Raw genomic sequence first — 19,785 nt, 5'->3', positions numbered from 1 at the left:
CGGCTGGCTTGGTGTAAAGGCTTGGCGCCGGGCGTCACGGGGCCGCTCGGGGCGTCATTGCGACTCGAAGCGGACCGGGCCGCCCAGCCAGCAGCCGTCGGGACAGCCCGGCTCGATGCCCGGCGCCAGGCTGAAGCTGACCGAGATCTGCGAGGGCCGCCGCATGGCGCGCCCCTGGCGGATCGTGATGGTTCGCGCCGAGGGCTCGACCAGGCCGTTGGCCAGCAGGCCGAACGACAGCGCCGCGGCCGCGATGCCGGTGGCGGCATCCTCCGGATAACCCGAGCTGCGCGGGAACTGCCGCGCATCGAAGATCTGCCGATCGGCATCGAGGCTCGCGTAGGGATAGAGGCCCGTGGAGCCGATGCGATCGCAGAGCGCCTCGACTCGATCGAAGCGCGGCGCGAGGGCATCGAGCACATCGGGGCTGGCCAGCGGAATCAGCGTCTTGACGCGGCTGGTGCTGGCGTTCTGGATCGGCAGCGGCGCCATTTGCGTCTCGTCGATGCCGAGCACCTCGAGGATCGCCGCGCGGCTCTCCCGCGCCTGCGGCAGCGGCTCGACGCGCCCCAGCGGCTGCGAGATCTCGACGGCGGCGCCTTCGGCCGACTGCCCGGTGATCCTGGCCTGCACGCGGCCGCTGCGGGTCAGGATGTTCAGGCGATCGCCCCGCAGCCGCCCGGCCTGGTGCAGCAGCCAGACCGCGCCGACCGTGGCGTGGCCGCACATCGACATCTCGTGCCGGGGCACCCAGAAACGGAATTCGTAGTCGCAATCGGATCCGGGCGGCGCCGGCAGCACGAAGCCGCTCTCGTGCCCATGACGCTGCGCGACCTCCTGCATCTGCGCGTCGGACATGCCGGCCGCGTCGATCACGATGGGAGCGGGATTGCCGCCGCCGGGGCCGGCGGCGAACACGCTGAGGATTTCGACTCGATGAGCTGAGGGCATTGCGCTGGGAACCTCGCAGGCTGAAGGACGCGTTTCGTTCCACTCAGCTTACGAGGATCGCTGCCGCGCCGCGCGCGCGAGCGGGCCCTGGTTTTTGATCGAACGGGCCATGCCGGCGGCGGTGCCGCGCGAGCCCGGACATGCGGGTGAACCCGGATATTTCCCCGGGGCTGGCCGGGCGAATCCGGGTTGGACGCGATGTCCGGGGGATATTTTGAATTGCTATGCTGCCCGGGAGCCGTTCATGGACGGGCAGGCGCATGCCGGATCGCGCCGCCCGAAGCCGGGGCGTCACTGTTTACCGATCGGATGGGAGCCGCGCCATGCTGCGCTCGTTTCATCAACTGTGCCAGCCGGCCAACAAGAACCAGCTGGTCGCCGCCGACGACGGCTCCGCCACGCTGACCAGCAGCGGCAGCTACGCCATGCCCTGGCACTGGCACGACTGCCTGATGTTCATCCTGCCCAGCCACGGCGCCGTCGAGATCCGTCACGAGGATCATCGCGCGGGAATCTGGCTGTCGCAGGACCGCTTCGCCGTGGTGCCATCGGGACAATTCCACCAGACGCGCGCCGGCTGCGCGCCGCATACGCATGTGGCCGTCTATGTCACCGCGGACGCGCTGCGCAAGCTCGACAGCGGCGTGGGTTCGCTCGGCGAATTCCGTCGACGCACGAGTGCCCCGCTGCTGGTGCGCCGCTCGGCGGCGATCCGCAGCCTGCAGGATCTTTCGCTGCGCGGCGAGACGGGCGCCTACGGCAGCGCGGCGACGCGCCAGGCCCTGGCCTCGGCCCTGCTGATGCAATGCATCAGCGAGGTGATCGCGGGCAATACCGAGCCCGCCACCTCGCCCGGCGAGCACGGCATGGCGCTGGTCGCCGACCTGGAGGCGTTCATCACCTCGAATGCCGACCAGGAGATTCCGCTCGATGCGCTGGAGGCGCGTTTCGGCATTTCGCGGCGTCATATCACGCGGCTGTTCCGGGAGGGCACGGGGCTGTCGATCGGCGAGTTCCAGCAGCGCGTGCGCTACCGGAATGCCTGCCAGTTGCTGGCGGAAACGGACTTGCCGATCGGCGAGGTGGCGTTTCGCGTGGGCTTCGGTAGCGGCGCGGCGCTGGCGCATGCGATGCGCCGCATCGGCGGGCATGCGCCTTCGGAGCTGCGTCGCAGGAATGGATCGGGCGGCCTGGATGTGAAGGCCGCCTGATCGCTGACGGGGATCTGTCGATGGGTTGGCGAGGCTGGCGCTTCACGCCACCGTGTTGAGGACGGTTCCCTTCATGTCCAGCCGGACGGCATTGCTCTTGCTCGCGTCGGTGACGGCCGAGGTCGTGATCTGCGTGCTTTTCGACGCGTCGTTGCCGCGCAGGCTCTGCTGCGTGATCTGCTGTTGCAGGGCGCGCGTCGAGTTCGCCTCCGCCTTCGAGCTGGCCGCCAGCTTCTTTTGCGCCACCATGCCGCCCAGGCCCTGGATGTTGTCGATGGTGGATTCGATCGCCGTGATCTGCGTGGTCAGGTTGACGATCAGCGCCTGGCCGGCGGGATTCGAACCGGCGCCCTTCTCCGCTTCCTTCAATTGCTTCGCCAACTGCTGCTGGACCTTGCGCAGGTCGGCGATCTCGGGCGCCGTGTTCGGCGCGGCCTTGGCCTGGTTGCTCGTGTCGATCGGATCCTGGTTGGCGGGATCGTTCGGGTCGAGGTTGTTGGGGTCGAGCGGGTTCGGGTCGGTCGCGCTCGTGTCGTAGGCGCTGGAATAGGACGATGTCGAGCTGGAAACGGGGGCGATGGACATGGTGGGGTCGCGGGTTGGGTTGCGTTGGCGAGCGGGGGGCTGGCCGGCTGGAGAGGCTGTGTGTTCAGCGGGCGCTACGTCTGGGTTATCGGCGGCGGGATGGCGGGCTTGAGGGACGCGCGGCGTAGCGTTGCTTGGTTTGGCGGGGGCCTGTCAGAATTTCCGTGTTCGAGGCGGGTGAGCATCACACGGATGGCCAGACAAAACGCCCTTCGTAGAGGATGGCAAATTGATTCATGGCTGCCGTCCAATCATAGGTCAGCGGCGTCTAGCGTTCCCTGGGCAGTCCAATCATAGGCCAGCGGCGTCTAGTATTCCCTGGGCAGTCCAATTTGCCATCCTCCGTGAAGAGCGCTCGGTGAGATTGTGTTTGTAGCGACACTACACCTTGACGGACACCAAAAAATCCTTGCCAAGCTCTTTCTGCAATCGCTCCGCGAGCGCAACACCCGTCGCTTTGAAAGCGACCTCTGCTTCTGTGCTTCTAAAGCCAGAGTTTGCTGGGTTTGACGTGTCCAATGTCTCGTCAAACGCTCGTGCCCAGTCCGCGAACTGTTGCCTGAGTTCTGGCGAGATGGGTAACGTATTGGGATCGACGTCTCCATACATCCCAGGTGACATGTCCCACAATGGATGACATTGGTAGTCGGCCATTACCTTTAACTTTCTCATTTCACACTCCCTCGCGGATTCGCACCAACGATAAACCCATTGCTGCCGACTGTAACTGCAATCCGTTGTCGCTGACCATTCACTGCCACTTCATAAATGGGCCGTCCAGTTCCTGAACCTTGGTAACCAACGATATTTCCTTCCGTTACAGCTTTCATTACAACCTCAGGGATTTGTGCTGGCGACACGCCCATGTTCGCAAATTCCCCACCGTGTTCTTCGATAATGTGTTGCAAGCCTGCACTGGAACTACCCGTTTCCAGAAACACAACTTTGCCACTCGACGTTTTTCCAGTTGCGACAACATTCTGTGGGGTGAATTTCACACCATTCGCAACAAGGGTGTCGAGGTCTCCCCGACTAACCGCCGTATTTGTAGCATCACCGACACTCGCGCCCTTGTCTGAACCGCCATCGCTGTTGCCGCTCGACAGCGTAGCATTGCTCGGCGCACCAGTTGAGACTCCTGCGGACACCACCGGAGGACCTGCGATCACCACACAAGGGCCACCTGGAGCACAAGCTTCCACCGGCGGAATCATCGCCCCACCAGCCGCAGGAGGATTGCCGTCGTTCGCCTGAACCAGCGGATCGGCATTCGCCTGCGGCGTCTGCCCACCGTAGTTGGCTTTGATCTGCGCCATCAGCCCGTCGAAGGTAGAACCGGCAAGCTGCCCCACGGCCTGCGCCGCCGGGTTACCCGGCAACCACGGCATCAGCGAATACACCGCATTGGCAACGGTACTCAGCACGCCACCCTGCCCTGGATGCAGGCCGGCATTATTCAGCGCCTCGTTCTGTGCGGCCGTTGCCCCCGCCGAGGCATTCTGACCAGCCAGTCCGGCAGCCAACGCGCCCAGCAAAGTTGAAATCCCACCTAGTGCGGCTTGCTGGCCCGTTGTTAACGGCGCGCCATTCGGGTCCATCGCATTCACGATGTCAGGCGAGAACGCCGAGCTCACGGCCCCACCAATCGCCCCACCCGCGCACCCCGTCCCCATCGCCGCCGAACTCGCACACCCCAAGGCCGCATGCGCGAGCCAATACCCAGGCGTCCCCGCCTCGACCAGCGATCCCGAAACACTCCCCGCATCCCCGATCGCATTCGCGCCCGCGGCCGACACCTCGCTCACCAGCGAGCCCTTCAGCGCATCGAGGAAACTGCCGCCCTGAATCGCCGTCCCCACTCCCGCATCGATCACCCCGCCAGCCAGCATTGCCAGCCCGCGCGTGCCCAGGTCGACCGTCACCGCCGTGGTCGCCTGGTTGGTGACCGTGCCGACCACCGGCTTCACGCCAGCCAGATTGGCGAGCGTCTGAGTTCCCGCACCGGCGGTAACAGGTTGCGTCGTGAAACCGAGACCACTCTGGGCGCTATACGTGATGCCGTTCATCAACCCGGCCGTGATCGCCGCAATGGCGCCGGCCTCGAACGCACTACCCAAATTCAGCTTGCCGGTGCCGACCAGCTGCCCGGCAGCACTCGACGCAATCCCGGCGATAGCCGACGACAACACCACATTGCCCAAGCCGGCGCTCGCGGAGCCAGCCGCCGCCACGAACGTGCTGCCCGTCGTGGCCAGGGATCCAATCGCCGCCGAAGCCGCGCCATACGTCATGATCGACGCCACCACGGCCACCACCAGCATGCCGAGCTGGTCCATCCCGAACGCTCCGCCTTCCTTCACGAAGTCGGTATGCAACTGATCGGTCAGCGTCTGCTGCGTGAAGTTGCCGCCCAGTTGCTGCTGCAACGAAGCCAGCAGCGCCTGCGTGCCCACCGCATCCACCGTGCCGTCCGGATTGAGCTGCTTCAGCGCGCCGCCGATCTGGTTCAGCGCCTCGACGTTCAGATCCATGTTGGCGGCGCTCATGAAGCCGCCCGGCTGAACCGTCGTGCCGGTGGTCTTCACATAACCGCCGTCCACCTTTTGCCAGATCTCGCCGACGTTGACCTGGTTGGCCTGGTTCGTCAGCGTCTGCGTATCGACAGAGAGCGTGCCCGAGGCGGTGATGCTGCCGGTGTTCAGCACACTGCCGTGGCCGTCCTGGTTGAAGCTCAGCGTCACGTCCTTGCCGACGATATTGCCGCCCGCCGACATCGCGCCGACATCCTTCGGCAGGTAAACCTGAGGCATCAGCGCCGTGATCGTCGGGCATTGGCCCGTTCCCGTCGCCGTGCAGGCCGGGTCGGGGAAGGTTTGCTCGACGTACCACAGCATCGGCCGATCCAGTTGATCGACCTGCGACTGCGTCAGCGCCTGCCCGAGCTGCAGGTCGTTCTGCTTCGCGTAGTCGATCGCGTTCTGGTACAGGTAGGCCTTCTCCTGCTCGACCACCGACACGCCGCTGGTGCTGTCGTAGCTGAGCCCGTCGACGAAGCTGGCCTTGCCGGTCTGCTGCAGGGCCGCCTGCTGCAGCAGCAGGTTCTCCTCCTGCGGGTTGTAGTAGAACACCGCCGGCCCGGATTTCAGGCTCGCCGGCAGGTTGTCGAGCAGGTCCTGCGCGCCGAGCGAACCGATCGCCGAGTTGCCGAGCGAATCGTCGACATAAACGGCCTTGCCGGGCACCGGCGTCGGCAAGGTGCCGGTGCCGACCGTGCGCGGAATCGACAGGTTCAGCCCCGGCAGCGTGGACGGGCTCAGCGTGATCACGCGTTGCGGCGCGCTCACCGACGGCGTGTACACGTTCGGTTGCGTAATGCCGTTGATCAGCTTCTGCCCGCTCAGCGACACCGAGGTGCCGATCACGTTGCCGACGTTCTGGATCTGCCCGTTCGAGACGATCGACAGGTTGGGCGCCTGGATGGTCGCGGCGATGTTGCCGACCGGCGTCGGCGGATCGATCTGCCCGCCGGTGCTCGTATAAGCGCTGCCATACAGCGCCTGGCACTGCTCGGGCGTGCCGCAAGCCCAGATATCGTGGCGCTTGTCCTTGCTGAACATGCCCGTTTCCTGGACCCAGTGCGAGTGCCAGTAGGCATTGAGCGTTTGCGCCTGGTTGACGACCGGCCCCGACACGACGATCGAGGCCGCGTTGCCGGCCGCGATCAGGCTACCGATATTGGTCAGCGAGCCGGCATTGATGTCGAGCTTGTTGCCCGCGCTGATGACCGACGAGCTGCCCGACTGCTGGTCGACATAGGCCTCGCAATAGCTCTCCTTGTAGCCGCCCGCCGTCATGCAGCCGGCGTACTGCTCCTGCTTGCCGTAGTTCTCGTGGACCGGAACCGGCGGCGGCAGGTTGTTGGTGATCGCGCCCGACACGTTCAGCTTGATGTCGTTGCCGGCGACGATGTTGCCCGAGGTGTTGTTGAGGCTTTGCGCCGGCGTCGTCGAGCCGGCGGTCGTGCCGACTCCGCCGAGCGCGATGTCGTGCCCGGCCAGCAGGTTGCCGTAGGTGTTGTCGATGTTGCCAGCCGCCACCACCAGGTCGTGGCCGGCGTAGATGGTCGCGTCGCTCTGGTTGTAGCTGAAGCTGCCGGTGACCGGATTGTTGCCGCGCGGCTGGCCGGCGTTGCCGCAAGCCGAGTTCGGCACGCCCGAGGCGCAACCGACCTGCCCCGAGAAGTTCTGCTGGTTGCCGCCCTGGTTCGAGAAGCTCTGCGCGCCGATCTGCACGTCGCGGCCCGCGTAGAGCAGGCCGGCGTTGACGAGATTGCCGCCGATCAGGCTCAGGTTGCCGCCGGCCGCCACCATGCCGGTGGCCGAGGCCATCGAGGTGGTGCCGTAGGCGATCGGCGCGGCGCTCCCGGTGTTGATGGTGAAGGTTTGCGTGAGCTCGGAATCGGTCGGGCAATCGGTCGGGCTGAAACAGAACTGCGTACGGCCGCCAACCGGCTTGGTGGTGGCCACGATCATGCCGAGCGCCTTGAGTTGCCCAAGAAACGCCGCGTACTGTCCCGGATCGATCGCCGTGACGGTCTGGTTGGTCAGGGTCGGCGCGACGGCGCCGTTACTGAGGCTCTGCACATTCAGTTGGACGTCGCCCTGCGCCGCGATCTTCCCGCCGCGATTCGACAGGTTGCCGGCCGTCAGGGAGATCCCATTGCCCGCCGAAATCACGCCCGAGGTGCCGAGTTGCTGCGTAGTGGTCGTGACCGTCGCTGTCGGCAAGCTCAGGGTCACGGATTGACGTCCCAACCCGTTGCTCCCGTTGTCGACCATCCAGAACTGCTCGGAACCGTCGAGCTGGGCGGTCCCGTACTTGTAGAAGGTCACGGTGCCGGAGCCGGCGATCGGCTGCGAAGGCGCGATCCCGCACCCGCTTCCGCAGAACAGGTAAGGCGGGGCGGTGAATCCGGCTGCCACGCCCGTCGGCGAAAGAATGTCGCCGAGCAAGGCGGTGTGCTGCGATGAATGGATGTAATTGAAGTTGTGATCGCCGCCGGACCAATACCACCAGTTGACCGTCGACGTCCCGATCGCCCCCGACCACAGCAGGTTCGGATCCACCGTCGTGGTGGTGGTCGTGACGGCCGCGCCCGGCGCGGTCTGGTCGTTGACCACCGTGCCCGCGTTGATCGTCAGGTTGTTGCCGACGAAGATCGAGCCACCGGTGTTCTGCAGCGTGCCGCCGCCGAGATTGAAGCTCGCGTTGCCGCGCGACTGCGTGGTCGCCCCCTGGTTGTCGTAGGTCCAGCCCGTGACGTTCAGCGCATTGCCCGCCTCGACCGTGCCGCGATTGTAGGTATCGCCGTTCAGCGTCAGCACGTTGTCGGCGTGGAATACCGCGCCCGCGTAATTGGCCAGCGTGCCGTTGAGGGTGACGTCCGAGCCCGACACCTGCCCGTAGTTCTGGAACGAGCCGCCCGCCGACAGCGTCAGCGCCGCCGTGCCGGTCATGGTGCCGGTATTGGTGATGCCGTTCAGCCCGTTGAGCGTCACGCTCTGGCCGCCGTAGTTCCAGGTCCCGCCGACATTGATCCAGCCAGCCGTGATCCACAGCCCGCCACGCTGGTTGATGGTCCCCTGGGTGGGGTCGAAGCTCATGTTCGAGACATCGATCCCGAGGTTGCGCTGCGCGAGCAGTTGCCCGCCGGTATTGTTCAGCGCGCCGTTGCTGCCGTGAACCGTCAGCGACAGGTCGCCCGACTGCCCCGTCGCATCGTTCGCGTTACCGGCGAACAGCACGCCGTTGCGGTTGTCGAGCGTGCCGGTATCGACCGTCAGCCCGTTGACGCCCATCAGCGCACCACCGGCATTGACCAGCCATTGGGCGACGCTGACCTGGGTGGTGGTGCCGTTCACCAGCCCCGCATTCGTGAAGTTGGTCGCGGTGATGGTGGTGGCGCCCGTCGAGGCCAGCGAGGCGTTGGCCGCGTTCGTCACCTGGGCGGCCGAAACCGACAAGCCGCCACCCGCCAGCACGCTGGCGGCATTGGCGAGCGCATTGCCGGCGGAAAGCGTCGCCGTGCCCACCACGCCGACGGTCCCGCCGCTCAGCTTCAACTGGTCGGCCGCCCGCGCGTCGAGCGCGCCGCCGGCCAGCACGCCGCCCATGCTCACCTGCTGGCCGGCCAGGTGCACGTCGTGCGAGGCCACCAACTGCGCACCCGAGGTATCGATCGAGCGCTGCGCATCGAGCTTCAGGTTGCCCGACGAACTGAGGTTGCCGGTCACGGCGAGATCGCCGCCCGACAGGCTCAGGTCGCCCACCGTCACGCTGGTGCCGCTCAGGGCGACGCGATTGGCCGCTTGTACCGTGGCCCCCGCATTCGAGGTCAGGCCGCCGATCGTGGCGTCGCCGCCGCGGGCGTTGATGTCGATCGCACCACTTGCCGCCACACCGCCCGTCACGGCGACGTCGCGCGCCGCATCGAGCTGTGCCGTGCCGCCCGAGCTCAGCGCCCCCGTCACGGCGATGCTGCCCGCGCGCGAGCTCAGCGAGGCATCGCCGACCGACGTCGTCGCGCCCAGCGAGAGATCGCCGCCCGAGCTTGCGGTGAAGCGTCCGCCGCTCTGGATCTCGCCGAGCGTCAGGCCGTTGCCGGCGTCGACGCCCAGGTCCTTGGCAATGCTCAGCGCCGCGCCGCTCAGCGAACCGCCGGCGTGAAGCGTGGCCGAGCCGAGCCCGAGCAAGGCACCGCCGAGCGAGAGATCGCCGGCGGCGGACAGCGCGGTATTGCCGTTGACGAGCGCGCCCTGCGCGAGCGTCAACGTCGAGCCGGCCGTCGCCGTCAGGTTGCCGACCGAGGTCAGCGCGCGATCGGCGATCAGCGCGCCGCTGGCCGCGTTCAGCGTCATGTCGCCGTTGGAGGCGACCGAGTCGTGCAGCGCGACATTGCGCGCGGCATCGACATTCAGTGCGGCACCGCTGGCGACGGCGCCCGCCAGACCGACATCGCGCGCGGCATCGATCCGGATCGCACCGCCCGAGCTCAGGGCCCCGCCGACATTCACATCGCCGTTGCCGGCCGTGCCCTGCGCCCGCAACGCGATGGCGCCGCCGGACTGCACGGCGCCGAGCGTCAGGTCGCCGCCGGCAGTTGCCGCGATATCGCCGTTCGAGCTCAGCGGCCCGCTCAGTTTGAGGTCGCCCGCTGCGTTCAACGATGCCTGCTTGCCGAAGGCCACCGCCGCCGCCGACAGCGTGCCGCCGGCGTTCAGCGTCCCGGCGTTCTGTGCAGCGATGTCGCCCGCCAGCGTGAGATCGCCGCCCGCGTCGAGCGTCGCGTCGCCACCGGCCAGCACCTTGCCCGTCACGCTCAGCGCGCGGCCCGCGCTCGCGGCGAGCTCATGCTGGGTCGTCAGGTCGCCTGCCTGCAAGCTGCCGCTGGTGGCGGTCAAGGACAAGGCGCCGGCCGCATTCACATCACCGACCGAGAGATCGCGCGCGGCGGTGATCGTCGCCGCGTCGCCGGTATTGACCGCGCCCTGCAACACCGCGTCGCGAGCCGCCTGCACCGACAAGGCGCCGAGCGCCGTCACCGGGCCCGTCAGATTCACGTCGCCGCCGCCGGCCGTGCCGTTCGCCGTCACCGCCAGCGCGCCCGTGAGCGCCTGTGCGCCAGCCAGCGTCACGCTGTTGGCACCGGTCACGGCGAGGCTCGCGCCCTGCAACGGGCCGCCAAGCGCCACGTCGTGCCCGGCGCCGAGCGTCGCCGCGCCGGCGAACGCGGTCGAACCCGCGCCGCCGATATCGTGGCCGGCATCGAGCCGGCCCTCCTTCTGGCCTGCCAGCGTGCCGCCGAGCACGAGGTCCCGCCCGGCATCCACCTCGATCGCGCCCGCCGCCGTGACGGTACCCGCCAGGCTGGTATCGAGGGCCGACTTCAGGCCGAGCGCGCCGCCCGAGGCCGCGCTGCCGCTCACGGCGACACTGCCGCCCGCCGCGGCCAGGCTCATGTCGCCGGCGGACTGCGTTCCGCCGCTGACCGTGACATCGCGCTGCGCGCTCAGGCTTTGCGTGCCGCCGTTGTTCAGCGTGCCGCTCAGCAACACATCGCGCGCGGCGTCGACGGTGACGGCGCCGGCCGCGCCGACCTTACCGAGCAGCGTGACATCGCCGCCGCCCAGCGCGCCTTGCGCCTGGACGTCGAGCGTCGTCGCCGACACCACGTCGTTGAGCGATGCATCGTTGCCGGCCTGCACGCGAACCGATTGCGCCTGGGTGGTCCCCCCGAACGCGAGCTGCCGTTGCGCGTTCGCGTCGAGCGCGCCCTGCACGAACGACTGCGTGCCGCCGCCGACCAGATCGCGGCCCGCCTGCAGCTTGCCGTTCGCATCGCCGATCAGCAGGCCGCTGCCGAGCCGCGCGTCGCGGCCGGCCGTCAGCGTCAGATCGCCGACGGCGCTGGTGGTCGCCCCGAGCGACAGGTCCTGCCCGACGTTCAGCGCCAGCGCGCCCCCGCTGTTGATGCCGCCCGTCGCCGCCAGGTCGCCCTGCTGCGCGACGATCGACATCGCCGATGCCGACTGCACGGCACCGCCGATCGTCACGCCGTGGTTCGCCGCGATATCGACCGTCGAGCCGCCTTGCAGCTTGCCGGCGACCGCCACGTCGTGCGCGGCGTTGGCCAGAATCGCGCCACCCGCCGCCGCGGTACCGTCGATCGCGAGATCGCCGGCGCCGTTGGTGCCGGCGGCCTTCAGGCTCAGCGCGCCGTTCGCCTGCACATTCGCCACCGCCGCGTTGCCGGCCGCCGTCACCGCCACCGTATCGCCCTGGATCAGGCCGCCCTGCGCGATGTCGCGCCCGGCCGACAGCGTGGTCGCCTTCGCGAACGACACGGTGCCCGCCCCGCCGAGATCGTTGCCGGCATTGAGCGTGCCGCTTCCATCGCCGCCGAGCGTGCCGGCCACGTTCAGATCGTGCTTCGCATCGAGCCGCGTATCGCCGGCCGCCGCAGCGCTGCCAGCGATCGACAGGTCGTTGCCGGCGGACGCATCGAGCGTGCCGTGCGTGGTCAAGGCGCCGGTGACAGCCAGGTCGTGCCCCGCCGCCAGGGTGGTCGCCAGCGCCGCCGCCGCGGTACCGCCGAGCCCGATATCGCCGGCGGCACGCAGCGCCAGCGCGCCATTGCCGCCGATCGTGCCGCTCGAGGCCAGGCTGCCGCCGCGTGACTCGAGCAGCATGTCGCCCTGCGACTGCAGCGTGCCGTCCTGATGCAGGTCCTGGCCCGCATGCAGCGCCAGCGTGCCGTTGCTGGCCAGCGTGCCGGTGGTGTTCAACTGGCCGGCCACAGCGACGTCGATGGCACTGGCCGCCGTCATGTCGTGCAGCACGGCATTGCCGCCTGCCATGGCGTTCACGCTGGCGCCTTGCACCGCGCCGGCGAGTTGCATGTCGCCGCCCGAACGCAGCGTGGCGGCATCGCCGATCGCGATCGTGCCGCCGGCCACCAGCGCGCCGCCCGCATCGAGCGTGCCGGCATGCTGCGCGATCACGGTGCCGTTCGCGTGCAGGTCCTGCCCCGCCGTCACCAGGAGGTCGCCCAGCGCGGTGGTGCGGCCGTTGCCGAGATCGATCGTCTTCGCCGCGTCGATCGACAGCTTGCCGCCCGATTGCAGGGTGCCGGTGCTGCCGAATGCGCCGTTCGCGTTGCCGAGCGCAAGATCGCCGGCCGACACCAGCGTGCCGCCGAGCGTGGTGTTCGCGCCGCCCGTCACCGTGAGCGCGCCGCCGGCCTGCACGGTGCCGCGCACGTCGATGTCCCCGGCCGCGCCGAGCGTGCCGTCGGCCGTGGTGGTGACGATCCCGTCGATGCTCGCCTTGCCGTCGCTGCGCAGATCGAGCGCGCCGCCCGCACCGAGCGTGCCGGCGATCGAGAGATCCTGCGCCGCATGCAGCCCGGCCTTCGCGCCGGCATCGACGATGCCGCTCAGGCCCAGCTTGCCGCCGGCCGAAAGATTCGCGTCGCCGGCCGTCTGTAGCGTGCCCGCCAGGGAGAGATCGCCGGCAGCCTGCACGGTGGCGCCCGCGCCCGCCTTGACGGTGCCGTCGATCGACGCGCCGCCGAGGCTGCTGAGCGCCACCTCGCCGGCGCCCTGCAATTGACCGGCAATCGACAAGGCGGTACCGGCTTGCAAGGTGCTCGTGCCGAGGGCGGCCACCGTGCCGCCCAGCGTGAGCGCGCCGCCCTTCGCATTCGCGACCAGCGCGGCGCCGGCCTGCACGTCATGCAGATCCACGTTGCGAGCGGCCGTCAGCGTGACGGCCTGGCCTTGCAATGCGCCCGTCACGGCGAGGTCGCGGCCGCCTTGCGCGTCGACGTCGCCGGCGAAACCGCTGGCGCCGCCAAGCCTCAGATCCTGCCCCGCGCTCAGCCTGGCCGAGCCGTTGCCGACCAGGCTGCCGTCGATCGCCAGGTCGCGCCCGCTGGAAAGGCTCGTATTGCCCTTGGCGCTGGACGTGCCGGCCAGGGCGATATCCTGCGCCGCGCCGACCGTGAGATCGCGTTCGCTCGCGATGGTGCCGCTCGACAGGACGGAGCCGCCGATGGCCGACAGGCCCATGTCGGTGGTCGATTGCAGTTGCCCCTTGCCACCGACCGCGATATCGCGCCCGGCCGCCACCGTCAACACGTCGCCGCTGCCGAGCATGCCATCCACGCGCACGTCGCGGCCGGCCTGTACCCGCGTCGGCGCGTGGTCCCCGCTCGTGCCGTCGCCGCCGCCCGCCAGGGTGCCGGCGACGATCACGTCGCGAGCCGCCTGGATATCGGTCGCACCGACGATGGCAGCGGTGCCGGACAAGCTGGCGTCGCCGCCGCCGGCCTGCCCGCCGGCGACGAGGTGGAAGGCGCCCGCCGCCTGCACGTCGGCCAGGCTCGCGCTGTTGCCGGCGGTGATGCGCAGATCGTTGGCGAGCACGGTCAGCGCGCCGCTGGCCGCGACGTCGCGCGCGGCGTCGAGCGTCATGCCGAGCGCCGCGCCGGTCGGGCCGGCCAGCACGATGTCGGTGCCGGCGCCGATCGTCAGCGCGCCGTTGCTGGCGATCGCGCCGCTCGCGGCCACCTGTCCCGTCGCGGACTGCAGCGAGGCGTCGCCGGCCGTCTGCAGATCGCCGCGCAGCTCGAGATCGCCGCCCGCCTGCAGCGTGGCGGACGCGCCGACGCGCAGCGCGCCGTTCGTCGCGAGGCGGTTCGCCGCCGTGATCGACAGCGTCGAGGCGGCCAGCACGTCGTTCACCGATGCCGAGCCGTTCGATTGCACGCGCACCGTATCGCCGCGCAGCGAGCCGGTCAGCGCCGTGTCGCCTCCCGAGTTCAAATCGGCCGCCGCGCCGAATGCGAGCGAGCCCGCGCTGCCGAGCGTTCCACCTGCATCCAGGCTGCCCTTGCCCTGCGCGATCACCGTGCCGTTGGCGGCCAGGTCGCCGCCGGCCTGGATCGTCATGTCGTGCTGCGCGGTAGTCGACGAGGTGCCGAGATCGACATTCTTCGCCGCGTCGATGCGCAGGTCGCCGCCCGCTTCGATCGTGCCCGTGCTGGTGAGCGAACCCGTGGTTTCATGCAGGACGATGTCGCCCGCCGAGGCGAGCTTGCCCTCGATGGCGGTATCGGCACCGCTCGTCACCGCCAGCGGGCCCGTGCTCTGCACCAGGCCGGCTACTTTCGTGTCCTGAGTCGATACGAGTGCCGCCGACGACAGCGCCGTGATCGTGCCCGGCACCGACAATGCCCCGCCGCTGGTCGCATCGAGCTTGCCGCTGCTCTGCAGCGTGCCGTTCACGACCAGGTCGCCGCTCGACTTGGCTTGCGCATCAGCCAGCGAGGTCACCGTGCCATTGACCGTCAGCGCGCCCCCGTTCGCCGTCGCGCTCAGCATGCCGTTCGACTGCACGTCGTTCAGCGTCATGCTCCCGCCGCTGCTCAAGGTCACCGCGTTGCCCAGCGCCGAGCCCGTCACCGACAAATCGCCGCCCGTGGTGATCGTCAGGTCCTTCAGGTAGCCGGTGCTGCCGCCCAGCGTCGCGTCGCGACCGGCATCCAGCAGGCCAAGGCCGTGACCGGCCAGCGTGCCGCCGATCGTCAGGTCACGCCCCGCGCTCAGTCGCGTGTCGCCGATCGCGCCCGTCGTGCCGGTCAGCGCCACGTCCTGGCCGCCCTTGAGCGTCAGCGTGGTCGCGCCGGTCAGCGTGCCTTGCGAATCCACGTTGCCCGTGTGCGCCGTGATCGATAGATCGCTCGCGGCCTGCACCGTGCCGCTCGCGCCCACGTTCACGTCGCGTTGCGCGTCCAGCGTCAGCGTCGAGCCGCCGCTCAAGCTGCCCGTCACGGCAATATCGCGAGCCGCCGCCAGGTTCGCGGCGCCGGCCACTTGCGTATTGCCGTCGAAACTCAGGTCGCCGCCACCCGCCTGCCCCGCCGCGCTCGCGTCGAGCGCGCCGCCGACCCGCGCATCGCCGATCCGCGCGCTGTCGCCGGCCTGCACATGCAGGTCCTGGTTGGTCGCCAGCGAGCCCGTCGACGCGATGCGCCGGCCGGCCGCCAGCGTCAGGTCCTTCGACGACTCGATCGTGCCGCGCACGGCAAGATCGCCGCCGGCCTGCAGGCGCGTGGCGGCATTGCCGACCACGCTGCCGGTGGTGTCCAGTTGCCGCGCCGCCGTGATCGACAGCGTCGAGACCGCCTGCACGTCGTGCAGCGAGGCCGACGCCTGCGAGCCGACCTGCACCGTGTCGCCGCGCAGCGAGCCGGTCAGCGCCATGTCGCCGACCGAATTCAGCACGGCGGCCCCGCCGAAGCCGAGCGTGGCGGCGCCGCCCAAGGTGCCGCCGGCATCCAGCGTGCCCTTGCCCTGCGCGATCACCGTGCCGTTGGCGACCAGATCGCCGCCGGCCTGGATCCTCATGTCGTGCTGCGCGGTGGTCGACAGCGTGCCGAGATCGACGTTCTTCGCCGCGTCGATGCGCAGGTCGCCGCCCGCTTCGATCGTGCCCGTGCTCGCGAGCGAACCCGCGAGGTTGCTCAGCGCGAGATCGCCGGTCGCGCTCAGGCGTCCGCCGATCGAGGAATCGGCGCCGCTCGACAGGCTCAGCGGACCGGCGCTCTGCACCAGGCCGCTCACGCCGGCCTTGCCGCCGGCGACCAGTTGCGCGGAGGACAGCGCGTTGAGCGTGCCGGCCACCGACAGATCGCCGCCGCCGGTCAAGGTCAGCGCGTCGGATGCCTGCAGGGTGCCGCCGATCGCGATATCGCGTGCGGCCGTCAAGGCGGCCGAGGACAAGGTATTGACGCTGCCGCCGATCGACAGGCTGCCGCCGCTGGTCGCGTCGAGCTTGCCGCTGCTCTGCAGCGTGCCGTTCACGACCAGGTCGCCGCTCGACTTGGCTTGCGCATCAGCCAGCGAGGTCACCGTGCCATTGACCGTCAGCGCGCCCCCGTTCGCCGTCGCGCTCAGCATGCCGTTCGACTGCACGTCGTTCAGCGTCATGCTCCCGCCGCTGCTCAAGGTCACCGCGTTGCCCAGCGCCGAGCCCGTCACCGACAAATCGCCGCCCGTGGTGACCGTCAGGTCCTTCAGGTAGCCGGTGCTGCCGCCCAGCGTCGCGTCGCGGCCGGCATCCAGCAGGCCAAGGCCGTGACCGGCCAGCGTGCCGCCGATCGTCAGGTCACGCCCCGCGCTCAATCGCGTGTCGCCGATCGCGCCCGTCGTGCCGGTCAGCATCACGTCCTGGCCGCCCTTGACCGTCAGCGTGGTCGCGCCGGTCAGCGTGCCTTGCGAATCCACGTTGCCCGTGTGCGCCGTGATCGACAGATCGCTCACGGCCTGCACCGTGCCGCTCGCGCCCACGTTCACGTCGCGTTGCGCGTCCAGCGCCAGCGTCGAGCCGCCATTCAAGCTGCCCGTGACCGATACGTCGCGCGCTGCCGCCAGGTTCGCGGCGCCGACCACCTGGGCGTTGCCGTCCAGGCTCAGGTCGCCGCCGCCGGCCTGCCCCAGCGCGCTCGCGCCGAGCACGCCGCTCGCCTGGACGTCGCCGATCCGCGCGCTGTTCCCCGCCTGCAGCGCGATATCGCGACTGCCCTGCAGCTTGCCGGACGACACGATGTCGTGGCCCGCCCTTATCGTCAGCGTGTCGCCGCCGGCCAGGGTGCCGCCGATGGTGGCGTCGCCCGTGGCGGCGGACAAGTCCATCGTGCCCGAGGTCTGCACGGTGCCGCCCACGCCGATCGAGCGTTGCGCGGTCGCCTGCAGGGTGCCGGTGCCGACCTGCCCATTGATCGCGACATCGCGGCCCGCCTGCAGGCTCACGCCCTGGGCGGTCGCCACCGTGCCGTCGATCTCGACATCGCCGTCGTCATGGCTGGCCACGGCTTTCAGGCTCGTGCCGCTTTGCGCGTCGCCGAGCCGGACCCCGCCGTCGCCCGCGATCGTCATGTCGCCGTTCGATTGCGCATCGGCCAGCGCGACCTTGCCGCCGGCCGCGACCGCGAGGCGGCCACCCGCCTGGATGGCGCCGAGCGAGCTGACGTTGCCGCCGGCCTGCAGCGTGTAGTCGCCCACGCCGAGATGCGCACCCGTCATCGCCACGTCGCCGTTGGCCTGGATCGTCACCTGCTGCTGTGCCGCGGTGCCCGCCAGCGAGAGATCGCCGTTCGAGGACAGGCTCAGGTCGCCCGCATTGGCCGCGAGTTGCGCATCGGCACGCACGCCCATTCCCGCGGCGGTGCTGATCACCTGGATCTGGCCGGCCGTCATGGCGCCGAAGGCGGTCGCGTCGATGGCCCGTCCGTTGGCCGCGCCGATCGCCTCGCGAGTGTTGTCGGCGCCGTTCGCCGAGGTTGCGTAGGCGGTACCCTGCGCGCTCGCCGTGCTCGGCAGCACGAACTGGCGCCCGGCGATCACGTTGATGCGCGTGCCGGCATAAAGCGGCGCGTTCACGCCGATCGTCTCGCCGATCAGGTCAATGGTGCCGACCGTGCCCTCGATGCCGGCACCGGGGCCGTTCACGCCGGCATTGCCCTCGATCTGCAGGTGGCCGCCGCGCACGTCGTAGCCGATCGCTCGCGCCTCGTCGAAGCCGCTGCGCGCGCCCCCCAGCTCGCCGAGGAACTGCGGCGTGCCGGTCGACAGCGTGACGCCGATGGTATTGGTGAAGCCGGTGCCGCGCGTGGTGATGCCGTTCGGGTTGGCGATCACCACCGCGGCTGGCGCGCCGAACACCTCGAGCGGCCCGTTCAGCAGGCTCGCGTAGGCGCTGCCGGTCGAGCTGACCTGGTTGACGATCACGCTGGCCGCGCGGCCGGCGAGATTCGGGTTGGCGCGCACGTCGCCGCCCGTCAGCGAGGTGCCCGACATCAGGCTGTTGTTGAGGATCAGCCCGACCGGATCGATATTGAAGGACTGGTACTGGTTCAGCGAGATGCCGGCCGCGTTGGGCGCCGTGATGTTGACCACCGGCACGCCGCCGCCCAGGCCCGTGCTTTGCGTCACGCCGGGCTGGAAGCGGATCGGCGCGGTCGGATCGGTGATCGGCGCGGCCTGGGCCGCCGTCATCGCGAGCCGCAGGCGCAACGCGAGCAGGTCGGCCAGCACTTGCCCGGCCACGCCGCCGGCCGACGGCTTGCCCGCCGCGATCACGCCGGCCGCCTCGCGGCCCTGCTCGATCGTCACCGACAGGGGACCAACGAAGCTCACCCACGCGAGCACCGCCGCCACCGCGCGTTGCCAGAAGCGATAGGGCCGCGCCGACGCATGGCTCGCGTCGAGCCAGGACGGCATCGTTTCCGGGCGCAGGCCCGGCTCGCGACGCAAGGCGGCGCGTTGCGCGAGCTGGCGCAGGGCATGTCGGGTCGACGCGTGGTTCATGCTGTTGTTCTGTCGTGCGTGAGGTTCGATTCGATACCGGCGGCCGGCCGGTTTGCCCGGATCGCGCGTTCGACGGCGTGTTGCGCGCGCCGCCGCGACGATGGGCCTGCTGCTTGTTGCCAGTGCGTGCTACCTGCTGCCTACTGCTGGATGCGTGCCTGCTTCAGCAGGTCGACCACCACCTCGATGGTCGCCCGCTGCAGGGCGGCCGTTTCGAGCTGCTGGCGCAACGCGGCCTTCACGTCGTCGAAGGCGGGGATCCGGGTCGCGCGCTTGTCGTCCACGCGCAGGATCCAGTAGCCCCCGGCGGCCTCGATCGGCGCGCGGCTCATGCCGCCGCGCGGCAGCGCGACCAGCGCCTGCGCCAGCGGCTGCGGCCAGTTCTGCTCGCCGCCCTCGGGAATCGGCAGGCGAAACGACACCCAGTTCAGGGCGCCGCCCTGCTGCGCGCCGGGGCCCTGGCTGAGCTGTCGCGCCAGTTGCGCGAAATCGGCGCCGCGCTCGAGCTGCGCCAGCGCGGCATCGGCGGCCGCGCGGTCCTTCAGCACGATCGCGCTGGGCTTGAGTTCGGTGTCGCCGAGCAGGCCCACCACCTCGTCGTACTTCGCCCTGACCTGCGCATCCGTGACGCTGGCCGGCCGCACCTGGTCGTGCAGCCAGAACTCGGTCATGGCGGTGGTCTTCGCCTGCTCGACGGCCGCGAGCACCTGCGCCTGCGTGTCGTAGTGCGCCTTCACGGCGGCCTGCCGCAGCACCTCGCGCGCGATCAGCTGGCTCTTCAAGGCGGCGCGTGCCTCGGGGGTGTCGGGCGTGTTCGCGACACGCCGCGCCTGCTCGAATTGATCGCGCGTGATCAGCACGTCGTTGACGCGCGCGATCGCGTTGGCCGGCAACGGCGCGACGGCGCCGGAGGCCGCCGCGGGCACGATGGCCGCGTTATCGACCGCGTCGACAGACCCGGCTCGCGCGCTGTTGCCGATCGCCAGCGCGGCGGGCGCGACGCCGCATTGGCAAACCATCGCCAGCGCCCACGTCGCCAGCACGCGGCGTCGTTTCGTATTGCCTCGCCCGGCGCTCGCGGCCGGCATGGTCGTCTCGAAGTTCATGCT

Annotated in this window: 6 protein-coding genes; 1 reads left to right on the top strand and 5 read right to left on the bottom strand. The window is 69.6% G+C overall.

Features of this window, described 5'->3' with window-relative positions; all coding sequences use genetic code 11:
* Positions 1 to 54 precede the first annotated feature (54 nt).
* Positions 55 to 951 (bottom strand): PhzF family phenazine biosynthesis isomerase, encoded by an 897-nt coding sequence (locus tag F3J10_RS00450; protein WP_167240518.1) that lies wholly within the window; start codon positions 949 to 951, stop codon positions 55 to 57.
* 323 nt (positions 952 to 1,274) lie between these two features.
* Here F3J10_RS00450 and F3J10_RS00445 point away from each other — a divergent pair, with 323 nt between their 5' ends.
* The gene (locus F3J10_RS00445; RefSeq protein WP_167240516.1) at positions 1,275 to 2,162 is read left to right on the top strand and encodes an AraC family transcriptional regulator; all 888 of its coding nucleotides are present in this window, start codon (positions 1,275 to 1,277) and stop codon (positions 2,160 to 2,162) included.
* Between the two features lie 42 nt (positions 2,163 to 2,204).
* Here F3J10_RS00445 and F3J10_RS00440 read toward each other — a convergent pair whose 3' ends face one another.
* From F3J10_RS00440 to F3J10_RS00425, 4 genes are all read right to left on the bottom strand, one after another.
* The gene (locus F3J10_RS00440) at positions 2,205 to 2,747 is read right to left on the bottom strand and encodes a hypothetical protein (RefSeq protein ID WP_167240514.1); all 543 of its coding nucleotides are present in this window, start codon (positions 2,745 to 2,747) and stop codon (positions 2,205 to 2,207) included.
* A 381-nt stretch (positions 2,748 to 3,128) separates the two neighbouring features.
* A complete protein-coding gene (locus F3J10_RS00435; protein WP_201758227.1) occupies positions 3,129 to 3,401 on the bottom strand; it encodes a hypothetical protein in 273 nt (90 codons plus the stop codon).
* A 14-nt stretch (positions 3,402 to 3,415) separates the two neighbouring features.
* A complete protein-coding gene (locus F3J10_RS00430; protein WP_240155289.1) occupies positions 3,416 to 18,676 on the bottom strand; it encodes a filamentous hemagglutinin N-terminal domain-containing protein in 15,261 nt (5,086 codons plus the stop codon).
* A 140-nt stretch (positions 18,677 to 18,816) separates the two neighbouring features.
* Entirely contained in the window at positions 18,817 to 19,782 is a 966-nt protein-coding gene (locus F3J10_RS00425; protein ID WP_167240512.1) for a peptidyl-prolyl cis-trans isomerase, read from the bottom strand.
* Positions 19,783 to 19,785 lie beyond the last annotated feature (3 nt).

The organism is Burkholderia sp. Cy-637 (genome assembly GCF_011753175.1).
Classification (GTDB): domain Bacteria; phylum Pseudomonadota; class Gammaproteobacteria; order Burkholderiales; family Burkholderiaceae; genus Burkholderia; species Burkholderia gladioli.
Note: the sequence above shows the minus strand (reverse complement) of the source record. Positions and strands in the feature narration are given on the sequence as shown.